The following is a 21,034-nucleotide window of genomic DNA, read 5'->3' on the forward strand; positions in this document are numbered from 1 at the left end:
GGGACGCAGATGACGGGTACATGTCAGAGCTGCCCGCCGGGCTGGTCCTACTCGCGCTCGAGCTCCCGCAGGCACTGCGCGGCGAGGGAGTCACCGGACTCGGCCCCCAGCCGGAACTGCTCGACGGCGCCCTCGAGGTCGCCGCGGTCGGCCAGCAGCACGCCGAGGTTCTGGTGGCAGTAGGTGTCCCCCGCGGCGATGCCGCTGCGGTAGGCCTCCTCGGCCGCCTCCTCGTCGCCCAGCTCCTCGCGGTAGAGGTTGCCCAGCGGCAGCCAGGCCACCTGCTCGCCGAGCTTCGCCCCGCGCTCCAGCACCGAGCGGGCCTCGGCCGAGCGGCCGGTCTCCCGCAGCAGGTGGGCGAGGTCGGCGCGGGCGGCCGGGAAGTGGTGCTGCCCGGCACGCAGGTCCTCCTCCAGGGAGGGGTCGAGGGTGGAGCACCAGCGCCAGCAGGCGACGACGGCCTTGGCCTCCTCGTCACCGGCGGCGGCGAACTCCTCGGCCACCGCCATGGCGTGCTCGCGCTCGCCCTGCTCGCGGAGCAGGAAGGCCAGCTGCAGGCCGCCCTCCAGGTCGCCCGCGGCGGCGGCGCCCCGGTAGGCGCGCATGGCCCCGGCCAGGTCGCCGAGGTCCTCCAGCACCAGCCCGAGGTTCCGCCAGGCGTCGGCCTCGCCGCCGCGCAGCGCGACCTCGTAGGCGTCGACCGCCTCCTCCCAGCGGTTCTGGGCGGCCAGCGCGTTGCCGAGGTTGAACGCGGCGACGGTGTCGCCCAGCTCGAAGGCGCGGCGGAAGCAGGCCTCGGCGTCGGCCTGCCGGCCGGCGTCGGCCAGGTCGCAGCCGAGGTCGATCAGCGCGTCGGCGTCGTCGGAGGCGAGCAGCCGCCGCAAGCGCGCGTCGAGGTCCTCGGTCATGCCGACGATGATCGTGGCGGCGGAGCCGGTTCCGCGCCCCTGCGCGGCCCCACCTCACCCCAAGGGATCGCCCCGGGGCCGATCGGTCACCCGATCAGCTGCCCCGGGGCGGCGGTCAGCTGCCGAACGCCTCACGCCAGGCCGGCAGGAGCGAGGTCCGGACCCACTCCAGGTAGGGCTCCTGCTGGTCCCCGCCGATCTGGACGAGGGCCAGGTGGGTGAAGCCGGCGTCGGCGTACTCGCGGGCCGCGTCGATGACCGCGCCGACGTCGTCGCCGCACGGGATCGAGCTCTCGACGTCCTCCTCGCGGACGAAGGAGCTGGCCGAGTCGAAGGCCGCCGTCCCGGGCAGCTCCGCGTTGACCTTCCAGCCCAGGCCGAACCAGCGGAACAGGCTGTGCGCCCGGGTGACGGCGGCTGCCTTGTCCGTGCCGTAGCTGATCGGCATCTGCGCGACCTTGGGCTTGCCGGCGCCGCCCGCGGACTCGAACGCCTCCACCAGCTCGCTCATCGGGTCGGTGGCGACCAGGACGTCGGCCAGCTCGCCGGCGATCCTCGCCGCCTGCTTGCCACCGGCGGCGAAGCCGATCGGCACCCGCTTCTCCGGCAGGTCCCAGAGCTTGGCCGACTCGACGTCGAAGTGCTGGCCGCGGAAGTTCGTGTACCCGTCGCCGTCGAACAGCTCGCGGATGATCTGGATGGCCTCGACCACCATCTCGTGGCGGACGTCCGCCGGCGGCCACCCGGCGCCGACCACGTGCTCGTTGAGGTTCTCCCCCGCGCCCAGGCCGAGGGTGAAGCGGCCCTCGGACAGGATCTGCAGCGTCGCGGCCTGCTGGGCGACGATCGCCGGGTGGTACCGGAAGCTCGGGCAGGTCACGTACGTCATCAGCGGGATCCGGCTGGTCGCCTGCGCCACCGCGCCCAGGGTGACCCAGGCGTTGGGCGAGTGGCCCATCTCGTCCAGCCACGGGAAGTAGTGGTCGCTGCTGACGGCGAAGTCGAAGCCGACCTCCTCGGCTCCCACCACGTGCCGCACGAGGTCCCTCGGCCCGGCCTGCTCGGTCATCATCGTGTAGCCCAGCTGCATCGACATGCCGCGCGGCTACCCGGCGCTCCCGCCCGCTACGCGCGCTCCGCGGCGAGCGCCTCCCGCAGCTTGGTCCGGCCGCCGGTGCGCAGCAGCGCGCCGGCGTAGACCCGGCCACCGATGCGGACCGCGGCGACGATCGCCACCAGCATCAGGACGACGGCGAGCGCGACCTCCCACAGCGCCACGTCTCCGGCGGCCTGCCGGACCGGCATGACCAGCGGCGAGAGGCCCGGGATGTAGGACGTGACGACGGCCAGCGTGCTGCTGGGGTCGGTCGCGCCCTGGATGGCGATGAAGAAGCCGACGATGAGCGCGAGCATGGTCGGCGTCAGCACGCTGCCGAGGTCCTCCTGCCGGCTCACCAGCGAGGCGGCGACGGCGAAGAGCGAGGCGTAGAGGGCGTAGCCGAAGACGAACCAGAGGATCGCCGAGACGACGGTGCTGATCAGGTCGCCGGGCACGTCGACGACGTCGAAGGCGAGCGCCCCGACGATGCTGATCGCGCCGATGAGCACGATCTGCGCCAGGCCGAGGACACCGAGCCCGATGATCTTCCCGGCGAGCAGCTGCCACGGCCGCATGGTGGCCAGCAGCAGCTCGACCACCCGGCTCGCCTTCTCCTCGACGACGCCCTGCGCGACGAACTGGCCGAACATGATGAGCAGGCCGTAGAGCAGCGAGATGGCGATGATCGCGGTGAGGACGCGCTCCTGCTCGTTGCCGTCGTCGCCCTCCAGCGAGGTGACCTCCACCTGCGGGACCTCGGTGACCTCCACCCCGGCCGCGGCGAGCTGGGAGCTGATCGCCACGCCGCTCACCGCGCCGTTGACGACCGCCTCCATCGTCGAGTCGCGCTCCTGCACCAGCAGCTGCGGCTGGGACCCGTCGGCGTCCAGCAGGGCGCCGTCGACGTCCTCGTCCTCGACCGCCTGCCGGGCGGCGGCCTCGTCGTCCAGCTCGACGACGGTCACGTCGACGCCGGCGGCCTCGCCCTGGGCCACGATGGCCGGGCCGATCTGCGTGGCGTCCCCGACGACGCCCAGGCGCCCCTCGTCACCGCCGGAGCTCACGGCGACCTGGAAGCCCATGAGGCCGACCAGCAGCAGGACGGTGACGACCAGGCTGATGATGAAGTTGCGGTCGCGCAGGCGGGTGGAGATCTCCCGGCCGGCGACCAGCCGGACCAGCTCGGTGCTGCCCGGGGTCTTCTCGGGGGTCATGCCGCCACCTCCGCGTCCTCGGTGCGCGGGTCGGCGACGGCGCCGCGGAACAGCTCCACGAGCGTGGGCTCGCGCCAGGCGAAGTGGGTGACCCGGCCGGTCCGCAGCGCGGCCGCCAGGACCGCCTGGTCGTCGGTGCCGGGCGCGAGCTCCAGCAGGGTGTCGCCGGCCTGCTCGGAGACCACGCGGGCACCGGGCACCCCTCCGGCCCAGCCGGGCGGCGCCTCCGGCACCACGACCCGCAGCAGGCGGCCCGACTCGGCCGCGCGCAGCTCCTCGACGGTGCCGGCGGCGACGATCCGGCCGCGGGCGAGGATGCCGACGGAGTCGCACAGCCGCTCGACGAGGTCCAGCTGGTGGCTGGAGAAGACCACGGGCACGCCCTCGCGGACCTGGCCCAGCAGCGCCTCGGCGAGCGAGTCGACGCCGACGGGGTCCAGGCCGGAGAACGGCTCGTCGAGGATCAGCACCTCCGGCCGGCTCACCAGCGCCGCGGCCAGCTGCACCCGCTGCTGGTTGCCCAGCGACAGCTTCTCGACGGCGTCGCCCCGCCGGGCGCCCAGGCCCAGGCGCTCGGTCCACTCGGCCGAGGCGCGACCGGCCGCGCCGGCGTCCATGCCGTGCAGGCGGGCGAAGTAGGTGATCTGCTCGCCGACCTTCATCTTCGGGTACAGGCCGCGCTCCTCCGGCATGTAGCCGATCCGCCGGCGCACCTGCTGGTCCAGCGGCCGGCCGTGCCAGCGGACCTCGCCCGCCTCGGCACGGGCCAGGCCCATCGCGATGCGCATCGTCGTCGTCTTGCCGGCACCGTTGGAACCGCAGAAGCCGAACATCGAGCCGGGCCGGACGGCGAAGCTCACGCCGTCGAGCACCTGGTTCGCGCCGAAGCTCTTGCGGAGCCCGTCGAACTCGAGCACCTGTCCTCCTGCCGTCGTCCCCGTCCGCGGCGAACCGTAGCGAAGCTCACGACCTCACCGGCGACCCGCTGCCCCCGGCGTGCCGTGGCGGTCCCCGACGACCTGCGGTCTCATCGCCCCATGAGCGAGCGCAACGGCGTGGCCCAGCCGCCTCCCGGTGTCGGTCTCGAGGGGCTGCGCGCCGCCGCGGCCGGGTGCCGGGCCTGCGAGCTGTGGCAGGACACCACCCAGACGGTCTTCGGCGACGGGCCCGGGACGGCGCGGGTGGTGTTCGTCGGCGAGCAGCCCGGTGACCAGGAGGACCGGAAGGGCGAGCCGTTCGTCGGCCCGGCCGGCCGGCTGCTGGACAAGGCGCTCGCCGAGGCGGGCATCGAGCGGCGGGACAGCTACATCACCAACTCGGTGAAGCACTTCTCGCACACCGTGAAGGGCAAGCGGCGCATCCACCAGACGCCGCGGCCGGAGCACCTGCGCGCCTGCCGCCCGTGGCTGGACGCGGAGCTGACGATCCTGCAGCCGGAGGTGGTGGTGGCCCTGGGGGCGACGGCGGCGAAGTCGCTGATCTCGCCGTCGTTCCGGATCACCCAGGACCACGGGCGGCTGATGCCGTGGACGCCGCCGGGCACCCCCGCGCCCACGGAGGACGACGACGAGGACGCCCCGCACCAGACCTGGATCCTCGCGACCACGCACCCCTCGGCGATCCTGCGCACCCCGGACGAGGCCCGCGACGCCGCCTACGCCGCCCTGGTCGCGGACCTCTCGGTGGTCGCGCACGCCCTCGCCTGAGACCGACGCCAACGAGGCCGCGCGATGTGCGCCTGCGGCGGGTTCCGGGACCCGGATGGCGCCGCAGGTGCACATCGCTGCGCGCCCGGCCTCAGCCCACCGTGGAGCGGGACGCGCGGAACAGCCAGAAGGACGGCACCAGCAGGGCGACGGCGGCCATCGCGACCACCACGACGACCCCGCCGGACACCATCGCCGCGGTCACGCCCGCCGCGCTGGCCAGCGCGCCGGCGCGCAGGTCGCCCAGCCGCGGGCCCCCGGCCACGACGACGATGAACACGCCCTGCATCCGGCCGCGCATCTCGTCCGGCGCGGCCAGCTGCAGCATCGACGAGCGCAGCACCGCGCTCACCATGTCGCCGGCGCCGGCGATGGCGAGGAAGAGCACGGCCAGCCACAGCGACTGCGCCAGGCCGAAGCCGACCGTGGCCACGCCCCAGACGACGATCGCGCCGAGCACCGCCGCGCCCTGCCGGTCGATCCGCGAGACCCAGCCCGAGGTCAGCCCCATCACCAGCGCCCCGATCGAGACGCCGGCGAACAGCCAGCCCAGCGCGTTGGGCGAGCCGGCGAACCGGGTGTCCTGCAGCTCCGGGAAGACCGCGTTCGGCCAGGCGAAGAGCATCGCGATGATGTCGACGACGAAGGTCATGAGCAGCACCGGCTGCGTGCGCAGGAAGGTGAAGCCCTCCCCCACGCCACGCACGGCCGCACCCAGCCTCAGCTTCACCACGCGCCCGCCCGGCGGGAGGGAGGGCAGGCCGCGCAGCAGCAGCGCCGCGACGAGGAAGCCCAGCGCGTCGACCACGTAGGTCAGGAACAGCTCGCCCTGGCTGATCAGCACGCCGGCGAGCAGCGGCCCGGCGATCACGCCGGCCTGCCGGACGGTCATGGCCAGGGCGTTCGCCGCGGGCACCAGCTCGGTGCCGACGAGCGCCGGGATGGCGGCGCTGCGCGCCGGCTGGTTGACCGCCGAGAAGCCGGACACGAAGGCGGTCAGCACCCACAGCAGCGCCAGGTTCCCGCCCCCGGGGAGCAGCGCCTGGACGGCGAGCAGCGCGCTGGTGACGGCGGCACCGGTGGAGGTGACCAGCATCAGCTTGCGCCGGTCCATGACGTCGGCGATGGCACCGCCGAGCAGGCCGAACACGACCAGCGGCACCAGCGCGACCACCGAGGTGATCCCGACGAACAGCGAGCGCCCGGTCAGCTCGTAGACCTGGAACGGGACGGCGACCAGCGTCATCTGCTGGCCGACCATCGTGGCCGCCAGGCCACCGAACATGCGGCGGTAGGCGGGGATCTGCAGCGGCGTGGTGTCCAGTGCCAGGCCGCGGCGCCTGCGCACCGGCTCGGGCACCGGCTCCTCGACGCCCCGGCCGGCCTGCTCGGCGTCGACCGGCTCGCTCACGGGGCGAGCCGCTGGACGACCCAGCCCCCGCCCTCGGCGTCGTCCCTGAGGAACCGCAGCCGGTCGTGGAGCCGGTCGCCCCCGCCCTGCCAGAACTCGACGCGCTCGGGCACCACGCGGTACCCGCCCCACGTCGCCGGCCGCGGCAGCCTCCCCTCGGGCGTCTGCTCGTCCAGCAGCCGCACCCGCTCCCGCAGCTCCTCGCGCGAGTCGACGACGGTCGACTGCACCGACGCCGCCGCGGCCACCTGGGCACCGCGCGGCCGCGGGTCCCACAGGCCGTCGGAGGCGGCGTCGCCGACCCGCTCGACGCGGCCGGTGATGCGCACCTGCCGCTGCATCGCGTGCCAGGGGAAGACCAGCGCCGCCCGGGGGTTGACCGCCAGCTGCGCGCCCTTGGCCGAGGCGTAGCTGGTGCCGAAGACGACGCCGGCCGCGTCGTACCCCTTCATCAGCACGATGCGCGCGTCCGGCGCCCCGTCGGCGTCCGCGGTCGCCACCACGACCGCGTTCGGCTCGGGCAGCTCGGCGGCCACGGCGTCGCCGAACCAGCGGTCGAACTGCTCCAGCCAGGTGGGCGCGAGGTCCGCCTCGGTGAAGCGGCCGGCGTCGTAGTCGCGGCGCATGCGGGCGAGGTCCGGCAGGTCAGGCACACGACCATGCTGACACCGCGGTGTGGCCCCCCGTGTGCCGGGCAGCCACCGACGGCCTAGGGTCGGCAGGCAATCGCGCGCCCCTCCAGGGCGCACGTGGTCCCGCGCGCAGAGGAGCATGCGAGATGGCCGACGACTTCGTACCCGGCCTGGAAGGCATCATCGCCTTCGAGACAGAGATCGCCGAACCCGACAAGGACGGCGGCGCCCTGCGCTACCGCGGGGTCGACATCGAGGACCTGGTCGGCAAGGTCACCTTCGGCAACGTCTGGGCGCTGCTGGTCGACGGCAAGTTCGGCCCGGGCCTCCCGCCGGCCGAGCCGTTCCCGATCCCGGTGCACAGCGGCGACGTCCGCGTCGACGTGCAGGCCGCGCTGGCGATGCTCGCGCCCTTCTGGGGCTACCGCCCGCTGCTGGACATCACCAGCGAGGAGGCCCGCGACCAGCTGGCCCGTGCCGCGGTGATGGCCCTGTCCTACGTCGCGCAGTCCGCCCGCGGCATCGGCACCCCCGCCGTCCCGCAGAAGCGGGTCGACGAGGCCGCCACGATCGTCGAGCGCTTCATGGTCCGCTGGCGCGGCGAGCCCGACCCCCGCCACGTCGCCGCCGTCGACGCCTACTGGACGTCGGCCGCTGAGCACGGCATGAACGCCTCCACGTTCACCGCCCGCGTCATCGCCTCCACCGGTGCCGACGTCGCCGCCGCCATGTCCGGCGCGATCGGTGCGATGTCCGGCCCGCTGCACGGCGGCGCCCCCTCCCGCGTGCTGCACATGCTCGACGAGGTCGAGAAGACCGGCGACGCCGAGAAGTACGTCAAGGACCTCCTCGACCGCAAGGAGCGGTTGATGGGCTTCGGTCACCGCGTCTACCGCGCCGAGGACCCGCGCGCCCGCGTGCTGCGGCGCTCGGCGGAGGAGCTCGGCGCCCCCCGCTTCGAGGCGGCCCGCGCCCTGGAGCAGGCGGCGCTCAAGGAGCTGCGCGAGCGGCGTCCCGACCGCCCGGTCGAGACCAACGTCGAGTTCTGGGCGGCCATCGTCCTCGACTTCGCCGAGGTCCCGAGCCACATGTTCACCTCGATGTTCACCTGCGCCCGCACCGCCGGCTGGTGCGCGCACATCCTCGAGCAGAAGGAGACCGGTCGCCTCGTGCGCCCGTCGGCCCGCTACGTCGGCCCCGACTCCCGCAAGCCCGAGGACGTCGAGGGCTGGGACACCATCAAGACCAAGGCCACCACCCAGCCTGCATGACCCCCGGTCGCTGACGACGACGGCCCGGACCCGCACCGCGGTTCGGGCCGTCGCCATCGGCCGCCCGCCCGACCCCTCCCCGGAAGGCATCCCACGGATGAGCATCACGATCCCCGCCGAGCTCCTGCCCGCCGACGGCCGGTTCGGGTGCGGGCCGTCCAAGGTGCGGCCGGAGGCGCTGCGGGCGCTGGCCGGCGACGGCGCGGCGATCATGGGCACCTCCCACCGGCAGGCCCCGGTCAAGAACCTGGTCAAGCAGGTGCGCGAGGGCCTCGCCCAGCTCTTCGACCTGCCCGACGGCTACGAGGTCGTGCTGGGCAACGGCGGGACGACGGCGTTCTGGGACGCGGCGCTCATCGGCCTCATCCGGGACCGCGCCGCGTTCGGCACCTACGGCGAGTTCTCCGCCAAGTTCGCCTCCGGCGCCAAGGAGGCCCCGTTCCTGGGCGACCCGGTCGTCGTCAAGGCCGAGCCCGGCTCCCTGGCCCTGCCGACCGCCACCGAGGGCGTCGACGCCTACGCCTGGGCGCACAACGAGACCTCGACCGGCGTCATGGCCCCGGTCGCGCGACCCTCCGGCACCGAGGACGCGCTGGTCCTCATCGACGCCACCTCCGGCGCCGGCGGCCTGCCCGTCGACGTCTCGCAGACCGACGTCTACTACTTCGCGCCGCAGAAGTCCTTCGCCGCCGACGGCGGCCTGTGGGTCGCCCTCATGTCGGCCGACGCGCTGGAGCGGGTCGCCGAGATCAAGGCGTCGGGCCGCTGGATCCCCGGCTTCCTGGACCTGTCCATCGCCGTGGACAACTCCACCAAGGACCAGACCTACAACACCCCGGCCGTGGCGACGCTGTTCCTCCTGGCCGACCAGGTCCGGTGGATGCTCGGACTCGGCGGGCTCTCCGGCGCCGTCGCCCGCACCCGCGAGTCCTCCAGCCGGCTCTACGGCTGGGCGGAGAGGTCCGGCTACGCCACCCCGTTCGTGGCCGACCCCGACCACCGCAGCTACGTGGTGGGCACGATCGACTTCGCCGACTCGGTGGACGCCGCCGCGCTGGCCAGCACGCTGCGCGCCAACGGCATCGTCGACGTCGAGCCCTACCGCAAGCTCGGCCGCAACCAGCTGCGCGTCGGCATGTTCCCCGCCGTCGACCCCGACGACGTCAGCGCGCTGACCGCCTGCATCGACCACGTGGTCGAGCGCCTGTAGGGACCGGCGCCCGCCCGCCCCGGCGGGCCGCAGGAGACTTCGTGACGTCCAGTGGATCGGTGGGAGGTGAGCGTGGGCCCCGGTGACCCCTCGGGACCTCCCGGTGGCGACCTGTTCGCCGCGGGCGGTGAGGCGGGCCGGCTCATGGCGGCCTTCGACTGGGCGAGCACGCCGGTCGGGCCGGTCGAGGCCTGGCCCGCGAACCTGCGCTTCGCCGTCCGCACGGTGCTGGTCTCCAAGTTCCCCATGGTGCTCACCTGGGGACCGGAGTTCACGCAGTTCTACAACGACTCCTACGCCCCGCTGATCGGCGCCAAGCACCCCGCCATCGGGCAGGACATCCGGCAGACCCTGGCCGAGGGTTGGGACGCCCTCGGGCCGCCGATCGAGCACGCCATGGAGACCCTGGACGCCTCCTGGCTGCCGGGCCTCCTGCTGCTCCTGGAGCGCGCCGGCTACCGCGAGGAGACCTACTTCACCGTCTCCCACGCCCCCGCCTTCGGGGACGACGGCCGGGTCGCCGGCATGCACGCCGTCTGCACCGAGGTCACCGGCGAGCTGCTCGCCTCGCGCCGGCAGCAGCTGCTGCACGACCTCGCCACGGTCGGCGGGCAGCTCGGCGACGAGCGGGAGACGGTCACCGCCATGTGCGCGGCGCTGGCCGGCGACGCGCTCGACGTCCCGTTCGCCGCCGTCTACCTCTCCACCGACACCGGCGGCTACGCCCGGACCGCGACCACCGGCGTGGACGCCGCGCTGCTGCCGGACGAGCTGGCCGACGGCGCCACCGCGCTCCCGGCGGTGGCGTCGCTCGGCGTCACCGGCGGACCGTTCGGCGACCGCGTCACGGAGTCCGTGGTCCTGCCGCTGCGCACGAGCCGCGAGGCCGAGCCGGTCGGCCTGCTGGTCGTCGGGAAGTCGCCCAACCGCGCGCTGGACGCGGAGTACGCCGCGTTCCACGAGCTCATGGCCGGGCAGTTCGCCGGGGCCGTCGCCAACATCCGCGCGTTCGAGACCGAGCGGCTGCGCGCGGAGTCGCTGGCGGAGCTGGACCGGGCGAAGACCACGTTCTTCTCCGACGTGAGCCACGAGCTGCGCACGCCGCTCACCCTGCTCCTCGGCCCCATCGGCGACGTCCTCGGCGACGACGCCCACCCGCTGGGCGCCGAGGTCCGCGAGCAGCTCGGGCTGGCCCTGCGCAACGGCCGGCGGCTGCAGCGCCTGGTCAACGACCTGCTCGACTTCGCCAGCATCGAGGCCGGCCGGGCGACGCCGGTCCGCGTGCGCACCGACGTCGCCACCTTCACCGCGGAGCTGGCCGGCATCTTCCGCGCGGCCGCCGAGCGTGCGGGGCTGCGGCTGACCGTCGACTGCCCGCCCCTGGCGCGGCCGGCCTTCGTCGACGCCCGCATGTGGGAGAAGATCGTCGTCAACCTCATGGCCAACGCCATGAAGTACACGTTCGTGGGCGGCATCGACGTCACCCTGCGCGACACCGGGGACGGCTTCACGCTCGCCGTCGCCGACACCGGCGTGGGCATCGTGGCCGAGGAGCTGCCGCAGCTCTTCCAGCGGTTCCACCGCGTCGCCGGCGCCACCGCGCGCACCCGCGAGGGGTCGGGCATCGGCCTGGCCATGGTGCAGGAGCTCGCCGCGCTGCACGGCGGGACCGTCGCGGTCAGCAGCGAGCCGGGCCGGGGCAGCACGTTCGCCGTCACGCTCCCCTACGGCGAGCCCGACGCCGAGCCGGCCGCACCCGTCGCGACCCCCTCGGAGGCCGCGCGCGGGGAGGCAGCGAGCTGGGAGGACGACACCACCCGGCCGCAGGACACCGGGTCCGCACCGCGCGAGGGCGGCACGGTCCTGGTCGTCGACGACAACGCCGACATGCGCGCCTACCTCGCCCGGCTGCTCGGCCCGCACTGGCAGGTCCGCACCACCGCCAACGGCGAGGAGGCGCTGGCCGCCGCCGCGGAGCAGGTCCCCGACCTGGTGCTGACCGACGTGATGATGCCGCGGGTGGACGGTTTCGAGCTGCTGCGGGCGCTGCGCGCCGACCCCGCGACCCGCCACGTCCCGGTCATCATGCTGACCGCCCGCGCCGGCCAGGAGGCCTCGGTCGAGGGCCTCGAGGCCGGGGCCGACGACTACCTCGCCAAGCCGTTCCAGGCCGCTGAGCTGCTCGCCCGCGTGCGCATCGCGCTGGAGCGGGCGGCCGGCCGCGCCCGCACCCCCGCCGAGCCGGCCCCCGCCGAGCCGCGGGAGACCGCACCCCTGCCCCTCCCGCCGCTGCCGCCCGTACCGGTGGTCGCCCACGAGGCGCCGGCACCGGCGGCCGCGCCGGGCCTCGGGGACGGCGGTCACCGGGCGGAGTGGCGGCTGCCGTCGGAGCCCTCGTCGATCCCCGTGGTCCGCCGCCGGCTGCGCGCCCTGCTGCACGAGGCGGGCGTGGACGACGACCAGGCCTACGACCTCCTGCTGGCTGCCTGCGAGGCGGCGAGCAACGCGGTCGAGCACGCCCAGGACCCGACCGAGCCGGTGGTGGAGGTGGCCGCCTCGGTCACCGACGACTCGGTGGAGATCACCGTGCGGGACCACGGCCAGTGGCGGGAGCGGGTGCCGAGCATGGACCGCGGCCGCGGCTCGACGCTGATGAGCGCCTTCGCCGACGTCACCGCGACCCCCAGCCCGGAGGGCACGCTGGTCCGGATCACCTCCCCGCGGCTGCGCAGCCGCGCGACGGGCTGACCCGCGGCCTCAGCGCAGCAGCCAGGTGTCCTTGCTGCCGCCACCCGGCACGCCGGGGCGCGCGGGGGCGGCATCCGGGGCGACCCGGGTGAGCGCCAGCGGGAGCGTGGTCGTCGTCGCCGGCCCGGCGACGGAGAAGATCCGCAGGTCCACCGGCCGGGGGTGCAGCCCCCGGCCGACCAGGGTCGGCGCGGTGGAGGGCTCGAGCGGCTCCCGGGCCACGAACCGGTGCGGCGCGGCGGCGATCTCCGCGCGCAGCGCCTCGAGCTCGGCCGCCGAGCAGGTGCGGCCGTGGACGACCCGCCGGCCGCCGTACCCGGCGACCTCCTCGACGTCGAGCTCGCCCAGCCGGCCGCGCACGGCCGCCCAGGCGGTGGGGTCGGCCAGCACCCAGGTGCCCACCGAGCCCAGCAGCGGCTCCTCGCCCAGGTAGAACCGGACCATCGCCGGCACCCAGGCGTAGCCGGCCGCGTCGTCGGCGACTCCGTTGCCCGGCACGTTCGCCAGCCCCAGGCGGCCGGCCCGCACCGCCTCGGTGAGCGCCACGGCCAGCGGCAGGTCCGCCGCCGTCCGGTAGGCACCGAGCGAGGAGTCGTCGAAGCGCCGGTAGAGGACGTCGACCGGCACCCGCTCACCGCCGACGACGGCGTCCAGGCCGCCGTCACCACGGGGGTGGAGGTCGCCGGCGCGCACCAGCGGGACGTCGAGGGCGGCGGCGAGCACCTGGTGCTCGAACCACGCGCCGTCGGTCTCCCCCTGGGTCAGCACCGCCACGCGTGGCGGGCCGGCGCAGCCCGGCGGCGCCGCGGCGGCCAGCGCCCCGGCGAGCAGCGGCACGGCGCCCGCGGGCTCCACGACCTGCCGGCCGACGTGCGCGAACAGCTCCGGCGCGGCGGTGCGGGCGCTGTCCCGGTTGGCCAGCGCGTAGCCGATGCCCGACGGCACCCGGAGGTTGTCCTTGGCGACCACCCAGCGGCCGTCGACGGCGCGCACCACGTCGGTGCCGGCGACGGCGGCGCGCTGCTGGCCGGGCCAGGCGAGGGCCACCGCGTCGGGGTCCCGCCCGGGGCTGTGGGCGACCGCCCACTCCGGCAGCACACCGGCGCGCACGATCTCCGCGGCCCGCTCGGTGTCACCCCGCCGCCGGCCGGCCGGCCGGTAGGCGTCGGCGAGGAAGGCGTTCAGGGCGCGGTGCCGCTGGGCCACGCCCGCCGAGAGCGTCGCCCAGGTCGAGGCGCCGACCAGCCGCGGGACCGGGTCCATGGGCACCGGGTGGAGCTCCTGCCGGCCGTCGACCCACACCGAGGTGGCGACGCCGAGGGCACGCCGGCGGGCAGTCAGGTCGTCGGCGGCGAGGGCGAGCCCGTCGGGCCCCACGGTCTCCAGGGCAGCCGCCAGCTCCACCCATCCGCTGCGCAGCCGGCCGTCCGGCCCGACGGCCTCGTCGGTGCGGACAGTGGGGTAACCGGCGAAGAGGTCCCCGCTCACAACCAGCGATCGAACCAGGCGGCGAGCCGCTGGCCCAGCTCGACCAGCGCCTCGCGCCCGACGATGGCGTGCCCCTCGCCGGGGAAGAGCAGCAGGTCGCTGCACGCGCCCCGCGCCTGCAGGGCGTGGTGGGCCTGCACCGACTCGGCGACGGGCACGTTGGTGTCCCGGTCACCGTGGGCCAGGAGCACCGGCGCGGTGAGCCGGTCCAGCGACGTCATCGGCGAGATGGCGGCGAGCATCTCCCGGTCGGTCACCGGGTCGCCGTACTCGGTCACCGAGGCCTCCGCCATCCACGGCTCGGTGCCGGCGAAGAACGTGCGCAGGTCGCTCATGCCGGCCAGCGAGGCCCCGGCGGCGAACAGCTCGGGCCACCGGGTGAGCGCGACCAGCGTCAGGTAGCCGCCGTAGGACCAGCCGTGCGCGCCGACCCGGCCGGGGGCGGCGATGCCGGCGGTCACCAGCTCGTCGACGGTGGTGCGGACGTCGTCGAAGGAGGCGGCGCGGGCGGGGCCGTCGTCCGCGGTCATGAACGCACGGCCGAACCCGCCGGACCCGCGGACGTTCGGCGCGAAGACGGTCAGCCCAGCGGCGACGATCGACTGGGTGATCGGCGACCAGTCCGGGCGGGTCTGCCCCTCCGGGCCGCCGTGGAAGCTGACCACCGTGCGGTTCGGGGCGGTGGCACCGGCCGGCGCGTACAGCCACCCGGACAGCCGCAGGCCGTCGGGGGCGACGTACTCGTGCAGCACGGGCTCGACCAGCAGGCCGGGGTCCGGCCGGGCCGGGGTGCAGGCCAGCGGCTCGGCCGCGCTGCCGTCCAGCGGCACCCGCCAGAGACCGCGGGGCGAGCGGGGGCCGCTCAGCTCGGCGACGAGGGCGTCCTGGCCGGGCAGGAGCGCCCAGCCTGAGAGCACCCGCTCGGGCAGCGGCACCGTGCGCAGCAGCTCGCCGTCGGCCAGCCGGTGCAGGCAGAGCTCGCTGACGCCGTCGAGGTTCCACAGCGCCAGCACCGTGCCGTCGGCGCGGACCGCGTAGCCGTCGAGGTCGGCCTCGGGGCGGTACAGCACCCGGCGGCCGGCCGAGGGCACGCCGTCGGCGTCCACCGGCACCTCGACGAGGCCGGCGCGGTCGGTGAACGGCAGCCCGGGCAGCGACGCCCGGACGTGGACGGCCCGGCCGTCGGCGGTGAGGCGGCCGTCCTCGGAGGCGATGCCGCCGGGCTCGTCGAGCCGGATCACCCGTCGCTGCAGCCCGGTGGGGACGTCGATGACGACGACGTGCCGGAAGGCGCGCGGCCCGCGGCGCGCGAGCACCGTGCGGTGGTCGGGCGAGACGGCGGTCACCGACAGGAAGCCGCCGGAGGCCAGCGTGCGCAGCTCCCCGGTGACGACGTCGACCAGCACGACGTCGGCGTCCGGCCCAGAGCCCGACGCGACCGAGCAGGCGTAGTGGTGCGGGCCGGCCCAGCAGCCGGCGAAGACGGTGGCCCGCGGGTCGTGCCCCGCGAGGACCCGGTGGCCGGTCCCGTCGGGGCGGACGGCGTGCAGCTCGGCGCAGATCGACCCGCCGGGGCTGACCAGGTAGGCCACCCACGCGCCGTCGGGCGACCAGGAGACGGAGATGACCTCCTCCCCCGGCGCGGACAGGACCGCGGGCGGGGTCCGGCCGTCGAGGGCGGCGACCTCCAGGCGCGGCAGGCCCGACCGGTCGGAGACGTAGGCGACCCGCAGCCCGTCCGGGGAGGGCGCCGGGCACCAGGCACCGGCGGCTCCGGCGATGGCCTCGACGGCCGCGCGGACGGAGGCGGGCAGGGTCTCGGGCGGGACCAGCGCCTCGAGGGCGGGCATCGCCCCGCGGGTGAGCCCTGCGGGCACGGCCGTCGACCGGTGGGTCACCGGGCTGGCCATCGCGCCTCCTCGGCTCGGGATGGTGCCGCTCCGAGGTCCCCACTGTCGTGGTCGCTCGTTGCGGTCGTGTGTCACGGGTGTCATCGGCGTGGACAACCCTCTTCCGCACCCCCCACGGGAGGGATCCGCGCCACGTGCGGCTGCGCGCCACGCCGAGCCGCCTGCGCGCGGGGCCCGCCGCGCCCGGATAGCCTCGGGGACCGGGCTCCCGACCGGGCCCGCCGTCGGCTGCTAGGAGGTCGCCATGCGCTCGCTGCGCCTCGTGGCGCTCTCCGACGACGGCCAGAGCCTGGTCCTGGCCACCGAGGGGCCGGACGGCGCCGAGGGCGAGCGGTTCGAGCTCCCCATCGACGACCGGCTGCGCGCCGCGGCCCGGGGCGACGCCCGCCGGCTGATCCAGATCGACGTCGACAGCGGGACCGAGCTGCCGCCGCGGGTCATCCAGTCCCGCATCCGCGCCGGTGAGACCCCCGAGCAGGTGGCCGCCTCCTCCGGCACGCGGGTCGAGCGGATCATGCGCTTCGCCCACCCCGTGCTCCAGGAGCGCAAGCGGGTGGCCGACCAGGCCCGCGAGGCGCGGGTCCGGCTCTCCGACGGGGGCCCCGGCACCGCCCTGCGGCAGTTCATGGTCGAGCGGCTGCGGCTGATCGACACCGACATCGACACCGTGCAGTGGGACGCCTTCCGCGGCGACGACGGCAGCTGGGTCGTCACCGGCGCGTGGCGGGCGGGCGAGAAGTCGGGCACCACCCGCTGGCGCTTCGACCTGCCCTCGCGCACGGTCACCCCGGTCGACGCCGCGACCACCGACTTCGCCGAGGGCACCCGGCTCGTCCGGGTCGTCCCCGAGGTGGCGCCGGCCCCGCGCAGCCGGCCGGTGTCCGTGGTCCGCGCCCCCGAGCCGGTCCCCGCGCCGTCGGCCCCGGCGGACGACGACGAGGACGAGGTCGTCCGCGACGTGCACGCCCCCGACGGCACCCCGGACGACGACGCGATGGCGGCGCTGCTCGACGAGGTCGCCGAGCACGACACCGTCGTCCTCGGCCGCACCGGCGAGGACGGCGACGACGGCGAGGACCCCCGCGCCCGCATCCCGGCGTGGGAGGACATCGTCTTCGGGGTCCGCCGCAACCGCTGAGCCGGCCGCGCCGACAGCGAAACTCGTTCGCGGTGGTCACTACCTGCGCCTAGCGTGAGGGCGCCATGGACGACGCCACACCCGCCACCGCCCCGCGCGGCAAGCTCTCCGCCCTGGCGCGCCTGTGGCCGTTCGCGCGGCCCTACCGCGGGCTGGTCACGCTGACCTTCGGCGCCGCCCTGCTGGCCACCCTGGCCCAGCTCGCCCTCCCCCTGGTCACCGCCGCGGTGGTCGACGGGCCGATCGCCGAGGGCGACCGGTCGGGCCTCCTGCCGCTGCTGGGGCTGGCCCTGCTCTTCGGGGTGGCCGAGGCCGCCCTGTTCTTCGTCCGGCGCTGGGCGATGAACCGCAGCTGCCTGCAGCTGGAGCGCGACCTTCGCGACACCCTCTACCAGCGGCTGCAGCGGCTCCCCGTCGGCTTCCACGACCGGTGGGGGTCGGGCCAGCTGCTCTCCCGGGCGACCACCGACATGTCCACGATCCGCCGGTTCGTCGGGTTCGCGGCGGTCTTCCTGGTGGTCAACCTGGTCACCTGCGTCGTCGTCCTGGTGCTGCTCCTGGCCACCTACTGGCCGCTGGGGGTCGCGGTGGCGGCCACAACCGTGCCGCTCACCCTCCTGGGCATGCGCTGGGAGCGGCGCTACAACACCGAGTCCCGGCGGGTGCAGGACCAGCAGGGCGAGCTGACCACCGACGTCGAGGAGGCGGTGCAGGGCATCCGCGTCGTCAAGTCGCTGGGGCGCAGCGGCCTGGTCTTCGACCGCTACGACGCCAAGGCGACGCGGCTGCGCAGCCTGGAGCTGGACAAGGTGCGCACCCTGGCGCTGCTGTGGTGCCTGTTCGAGCTGCACCCGCAGCTCACGCTGGCGATGATCCTCGTCGGCGGCTCCCTGGCGGTCAGCAGCGGCGCGCTCACCGTGGGCGGGCTGGTCGCCTTCATCGCGCTGTTCACCGTGCTGCTCTGGCCGATCCTGTCGCTGGGCTTCCTCTTCGCCTTCGCGCAGGAGACCGCGAGCGCCTGCGACCGCGTGGGCGAGCTGCTCGACGCCCCGCTCACCGTGACCGACCGGCCCGGCGCCACCCCGGCCGTGGTGGGCACCCCCGCCCGGCTGCGGTTCGAGGGCGTGCGGTTCGCCTACCCGGGCGCCGCCGAGCCGGTCCTCGACGGCGTCGACCTGGACCTGCGTCCCGGCGAGACCGTCGCGCTCGTCGGCGCCACCGGTTCGGGCAAGACGACGCTCACCGCCCTGGTCCCCCGCCTGTACGACGTCACCGGCGGCCGGGTCACCCTGGACGGCACCGACGTCCGCGACCTGCCCCTGGCCCAGCTGCGCAGCGTCGTCGCCACCGCGTTCGAGGACGCCACGCTCTTCTCGATGAGCGTGCGGGAGAACCTGGCGCTCGGCCGGCCCGACGCCGGGGACGACGAGGTGGCCGAGGCGCTGCGGGTGGCGCAGGCCCAGTTCGTGCACGAGCTGCCGTGGGGCCTGGACACCCGCATCGGGGAGCAGGGCCTCTCGCTCTCCGGCGGGCAGCGTCAGCGGCTGGCGCTGGCCCGCGCGGTGCTGGGCCGGCCGTCGGTGCTGGTCCTCGACGACCCGCTCTCCGCGCTCGACGTGCACACCGAGGCGCTGGTGGAGCGGGCGCTGCGCGAGGTCCTGGCCGAGACGACCGCGCTGGTGGTCGCGCACCGCGCCTCGACGGTGCTGCTGGCCGACCGCGTGGCGCTGCTGGCCGGGGGCCGGATCACCGCCGTCGGCACCCACAGCGAGCTGCTGGCGGGTGTCCCGGCCTACCGCGACCTGCTCGCCCAGGACAGCGAGCTGACCGAGGTGACCCGGTGAGCGCCCCGGCCGAGAGCTGGCGCGGCGTCGCCACCGAGGACACCGAGGAGCTCTCGGCCGGCGCGGGGGTGTTCCTGTGGGCCCGCTCCCGTCGGCTGCTGCGCGACCTGCTGCGGCCGCACCGCAGGACCCTGTGGCTGCTGCTGCTCACCCTGCTGGTGCAGAACGTCGCCTGGCTGGCCGGGCCGCTCCTGGTCGGCATCGGCATCGACGTGGCGGTCCCCGCGCTGGTGGAGCGGTCGGACGCCTGGCCGCTGGTCTGGGTCGCCGGCGCCATGGTGGCCGCGGCGCTGGTGGACACCGCGCTGCGCTACGTCTTCCTCACCCGCTCCGGGCGGATGGGCCAGGCGGTGCTGCTGGCGCTGCGCCGCCGGGTGTTCACCCACGTCCAGCGGCTGCCGCTGTCCTTCCACGAGAAGTACACCTCGGGCAAGACGGTCAGCCGGCTCACCAGCGACGTCGAGGCGCTCGCCGAGCTGCTCGACGAGGGCCTGGACAGCCTGGTCACCGCGCTGTTCAGCGTGCTGACGATCGGCGTCGTCCTGATGGTGCTGGACCCGGGCCTGGGCGCGGTGGCGCTGCTCGGGTTCCCGGCGCTGTTCGTCGTCGCCCGCTGGTTCCAGCGCCACTCCACGGCCGCCTACCGGCGCACCCGGGAGACGATCGCCGCGCTGATCGTGCAGTTCACCGAGACCTTCGGCGGCATCCGGGCGGTGCAGGCCTTCCGCCGCGAGCCGCGCAACGACGAGCTGTACGCCGCCCTGAACGAGGACAACCGGCGCGCGCACCACCGGGCGTTCTGGCTGATCGCCGTCTTCATCCCGGCGGTGACCCTCATCGGCAACGTCGTCACCGTGGCCGTCCTCGGCATCGGGGCGTGGCGGGTGATCGGCGGCGGCCTCGCCGTCGGGACGCTGGTGTCGTTCCTGCTGTACCTGCGCCGGTTCTTCGACCCGCTGCAGGACGTCGCGATGTTCTACAACGCCTACCAGTCGGCGACGGCAGCCCTGGAGAAGCTGTCCGGGGTGCTGGAGGAGCGGCCCACCGTCCCCGAGCCGAGCGACCCCGTGCCCCTCCCCCGGGCCCGCGGCGAGCTGGTCCTCGACGGCGTCTCCTTCGGCTACACCGACCGGACGGTGCTCCCCGAGCTGCGGCTCACCGTGCCGGCCGGCCAGACGGTGGCGCTGGTCGGCGCCACCGGGGCCGGCAAGTCCACGCTGGCCCGGCTCGTGGCCCGGTTCTACGACCCGGTCTCCGGCGAGGTCCGGCTGGACGGGGTGCCGCTGCACCGGCTCTCCGACGCCGACCTGCGGCGGGCCGTGGTCATGGTGACCCAGGAGAGCTTCCTGTTCTCCGGGACGATCGCCGACAACATCGCCTTCGGCCGGCCCGAGGCCACCCGCGAGGAGGTGGAGGCGGCCGCGCGCGCGATCGGGGCCCACGGGTTCATCGCCGCGCTCCCGGAGGGGTACGACACAGACGTGCACCGGCGCGGCGGGCGGCTGTCGGCCGGGCAGCGCCAGCTGGTGAGCTTCGCCCGGGCGTTCCTGGCCGACCCCGCGGTGCTGGTCCTCGACGAGGCGACCAGCTCGCTCGACGTGCCCAGCGAGCGGCTGGTGCAGCGGGCGCTGCACACGCTGCTGGCCGACCGGACGGCGCTGATCATCGCCCACCGGCTCTCCACGGTGGAGGTCGCCGACCGCGTGCTGGTCATGGAGAGCGGCCGCATCGTCGAGGACGGCACCCCTGCCGACCTCGTCGGCGGTACCGGTCGCTTCGCCGGACTGCACCGCGCCTGGGCCGACAGCCTGGTCTGAGTGGAACAGCGCACCCGCGCGGGTAGTTGACCGGGCATGAGTGCTTCGGTGTCGATGCCGCTGGGCGGCGTCCAGGTGGGTTCCTACGACAGCTACGAGCAGGCGCAGGCCGCCGTGGACTACCTCTCCGACGAGAAGTTCGCCGTGGAGAACGTGACGATCATCGGCACGGACCTGCGCATGATCGAGAAGGTCACCGGCCGGATGACGATGGGCCGGGCGGTGGCCGCGGGCGCGGCGGGCGGCGCCTGGTGGGGTCTGTTCGTGGGGCTGCTGCTGGGCATCTTCGCCGCCGACGGCGGCAACTGGCTCGGCTCCGTGCTCAGCGGCCTGCTGATCGGTCTGGCGTTCGGCGCGGCCTTCGGCGGGATGGGCTACGCGGCCACCCAGGGCCGGCGCGACTTCACCAGCACCAGCACGATCAAGGCCAGCCGCTACGACGTGATGTGCAACCCGGCGCAGGCCGAGGAGGCCCGCGCCCTGCTCGCCCGCTTCGCCCTGCGCGGCTAGCTGTAGTGACCACGAGCGTTGTTGACGGCGTAGCGGGCTGATCCAACGAGGAGACCTCCGAGCGAAGGTGTGGGTGCTGACGCCTCACCGACCGCCCGGAGGTCTCGTTGTCCCACGCTAATGCCCGT

General features: G+C 75.1%; 16 protein-coding genes. 8 read left to right on the plus strand and 8 right to left on the minus strand.

From position 1 onward, the window contains the following. Positions 1-47: 47 nt before the first annotated feature. The 4 genes from E4P43_RS03970 to E4P43_RS03985 all read right to left on the minus strand — a co-directional run bounded on the left by E4P43_RS03970 (position 48) and on the right by E4P43_RS03985 (position 4,138). Entirely contained in the window at positions 48-908 is an 861-nt protein-coding gene (locus tag E4P43_RS03970) for a tetratricopeptide repeat protein (protein ID WP_135144127.1), read from the minus strand. A gap of 115 nt (positions 909-1,023) precedes the next feature. Further along, positions 1,024-2,004 carry a TIGR03557 family F420-dependent LLM class oxidoreductase gene (locus E4P43_RS03975; protein WP_135144128.1) on the minus strand — a complete coding sequence of 327 codons (981 nt, stop codon included), beginning with the start codon at positions 2,002-2,004 and terminating at the stop codon, positions 1,024-1,026. 29 nt (positions 2,005-2,033) lie between these two features. Beyond that, positions 2,034-3,221, minus strand: coding sequence for an ABC transporter permease (locus E4P43_RS03980; protein WP_135144129.1), 1,188 nt, complete (start codon positions 3,219-3,221; stop codon positions 2,034-2,036). After that, positions 3,218-4,138, minus strand: a complete 921-nt coding sequence (locus E4P43_RS03985; protein WP_135144130.1) for an ATP-binding cassette domain-containing protein — start codon at positions 4,136-4,138, stop codon at positions 3,218-3,220. The genes E4P43_RS03980 and E4P43_RS03985 overlap by 4 nt, the downstream gene beginning before the upstream one ends. A gap of 120 nt (positions 4,139-4,258) precedes the next feature. Here E4P43_RS03985 and E4P43_RS03990 point away from each other — a divergent pair, with 120 nt between their 5' ends. Next, on the plus strand, positions 4,259-4,927 hold the full coding sequence (locus E4P43_RS03990) for a UdgX family uracil-DNA binding protein (RefSeq protein ID WP_135144131.1): 669 nt from the start codon (positions 4,259-4,261) through the stop codon (positions 4,925-4,927). A 91-nt stretch (positions 4,928-5,018) separates the two neighbouring features. Here E4P43_RS03990 and E4P43_RS03995 read toward each other — a convergent pair whose 3' ends face one another. Both E4P43_RS03995 and pdxH read right to left on the minus strand, forming a co-directional pair. Next, complete coding sequence (locus tag E4P43_RS03995) at positions 5,019-6,338, minus strand: MFS transporter (protein WP_135144132.1); 1,320 nt, start codon at positions 6,336-6,338, stop codon at positions 5,019-5,021. Continuing rightward, positions 6,335-6,991: a pyridoxamine 5'-phosphate oxidase gene (gene pdxH / locus E4P43_RS04000; RefSeq protein ID WP_245158923.1), complete on the minus strand. Its 657-nt coding sequence runs from the start codon at positions 6,989-6,991 to the stop codon at positions 6,335-6,337. Before pdxH ends, E4P43_RS03995 begins: the two co-directional genes overlap by 4 nt. Before the next feature lie 125 nt (positions 6,992-7,116). On the opposite strand from pdxH, the gene E4P43_RS04005 reads away from it, so the two are divergent. The 3 genes from E4P43_RS04005 (at position 7,117) to E4P43_RS04015 (ending at position 12,199) form a co-directional block, all read left to right on the plus strand. After that, positions 7,117-8,241 (plus strand): citrate synthase 2, encoded by a 1,125-nt coding sequence (locus E4P43_RS04005; RefSeq protein WP_135144133.1) that lies wholly within the window; start codon positions 7,117-7,119, stop codon positions 8,239-8,241. Positions 8,242-8,338: 97 nt separating this feature from the next. Beyond that, positions 8,339-9,451, plus strand: a complete 1,113-nt coding sequence (gene serC / locus E4P43_RS04010; protein ID WP_135144134.1) for a phosphoserine transaminase — start codon at positions 8,339-8,341, stop codon at positions 9,449-9,451. 66 nt (positions 9,452-9,517) lie between these two features. Next, positions 9,518-12,199 carry an ATP-binding protein gene (locus tag E4P43_RS04015; protein ID WP_135144135.1) on the plus strand — a complete coding sequence of 894 codons (2,682 nt, stop codon included), beginning with the start codon at positions 9,518-9,520 and terminating at the stop codon, positions 12,197-12,199. A 9-nt stretch (positions 12,200-12,208) separates the two neighbouring features. Here the strand turns inward: E4P43_RS04015 and E4P43_RS04020 are convergent, their stop codons facing one another. Both E4P43_RS04020 and E4P43_RS04025 read right to left on the minus strand, forming a co-directional pair. Next, positions 12,209-13,687: a circularly permuted type 2 ATP-grasp protein gene (locus tag E4P43_RS04020; RefSeq protein ID WP_135144136.1), complete on the minus strand. Its 1,479-nt coding sequence runs from the start codon at positions 13,685-13,687 to the stop codon at positions 12,209-12,211. Then, positions 13,684-15,597 carry a prolyl oligopeptidase family serine peptidase gene (locus E4P43_RS04025; protein ID WP_135144137.1) on the minus strand — a complete coding sequence of 638 codons (1,914 nt, stop codon included), beginning with the start codon at positions 15,595-15,597 and terminating at the stop codon, positions 13,684-13,686. The genes E4P43_RS04020 and E4P43_RS04025 overlap by 4 nt, the downstream gene beginning before the upstream one ends. A gap of 244 nt (positions 15,598-15,841) precedes the next feature. On the opposite strand from E4P43_RS04025, the gene sepH reads away from it, so the two are divergent. The 4 genes from sepH (at position 15,842) to E4P43_RS04045 (ending at position 20,906) form a co-directional block, all read left to right on the plus strand. Further along, positions 15,842-16,735 carry a septation protein SepH gene (gene sepH / locus E4P43_RS04030; RefSeq protein ID WP_135144138.1) on the plus strand — a complete coding sequence of 298 codons (894 nt, stop codon included), beginning with the start codon at positions 15,842-15,844 and terminating at the stop codon, positions 16,733-16,735. Positions 16,736-16,800: 65 nt separating this feature from the next. Next, a complete protein-coding gene (locus E4P43_RS04035) occupies positions 16,801-18,579 on the plus strand; it encodes an ABC transporter ATP-binding protein (RefSeq protein ID WP_135144139.1) in 1,779 nt (592 codons plus the stop codon). After that, a complete protein-coding gene (locus E4P43_RS04040; RefSeq protein WP_135144140.1) occupies positions 18,576-20,396 on the plus strand; it encodes an ABC transporter ATP-binding protein in 1,821 nt (606 codons plus the stop codon). The genes E4P43_RS04035 and E4P43_RS04040 overlap by 4 nt, the downstream gene beginning before the upstream one ends. 36 nt (positions 20,397-20,432) lie before the next feature. After that, positions 20,433-20,906, plus strand: coding sequence for a general stress protein (locus E4P43_RS04045; RefSeq protein ID WP_135144141.1), 474 nt, complete (start codon positions 20,433-20,435; stop codon positions 20,904-20,906). The last annotated feature ends 128 nt before the right edge of the window (positions 20,907-21,034 follow it).

Source organism: Blastococcus sp. TF02A-35, assembly GCF_004571075.1.
Classification (GTDB): Bacteria; Actinomycetota; Actinomycetes; order Mycobacteriales; family Geodermatophilaceae; genus Blastococcus.

Excerpts from the sequence above, each read along its gene's own strand:
- E4P43_RS03970 (WP_135144127.1), bottom strand. The coding sequence starts at position 908 with ATGACCGAGGACCTCGACGCGCGCTTGCGGCGGCTGCTCGCCTCCGAC.
- E4P43_RS03975 (WP_135144128.1), bottom strand. The coding sequence starts at position 2,004 with ATGTCGATGCAGCTGGGCTACACGATGATGACCGAGCAGGCCGGGCCG.
- E4P43_RS03980 (WP_135144129.1), bottom strand. The coding sequence starts at position 3,221 with ATGACCCCCGAGAAGACCCCGGGCAGCACCGAGCTGGTCCGGCTGGTC.
- E4P43_RS03990 (WP_135144131.1), top strand. The coding sequence starts at position 4,259 with ATGAGCGAGCGCAACGGCGTGGCCCAGCCGCCTCCCGGTGTCGGTCTC.
- E4P43_RS04005 (WP_135144133.1), top strand. The coding sequence starts at position 7,117 with ATGGCCGACGACTTCGTACCCGGCCTGGAAGGCATCATCGCCTTCGAG.
- serC (WP_135144134.1), top strand. The coding sequence starts at position 8,339 with ATGAGCATCACGATCCCCGCCGAGCTCCTGCCCGCCGACGGCCGGTTC.
- E4P43_RS04025 (WP_135144137.1), bottom strand. The coding sequence starts at position 15,597 with ATGGCCAGCCCGGTGACCCACCGGTCGACGGCCGTGCCCGCAGGGCTC.
- sepH (WP_135144138.1), top strand. The coding sequence starts at position 15,842 with ATGCGCTCGCTGCGCCTCGTGGCGCTCTCCGACGACGGCCAGAGCCTG.
- E4P43_RS04035 (WP_135144139.1), top strand. The coding sequence starts at position 16,801 with ATGGACGACGCCACACCCGCCACCGCCCCGCGCGGCAAGCTCTCCGCC.
- E4P43_RS04045 (WP_135144141.1), top strand. The coding sequence starts at position 20,433 with ATGAGTGCTTCGGTGTCGATGCCGCTGGGCGGCGTCCAGGTGGGTTCC.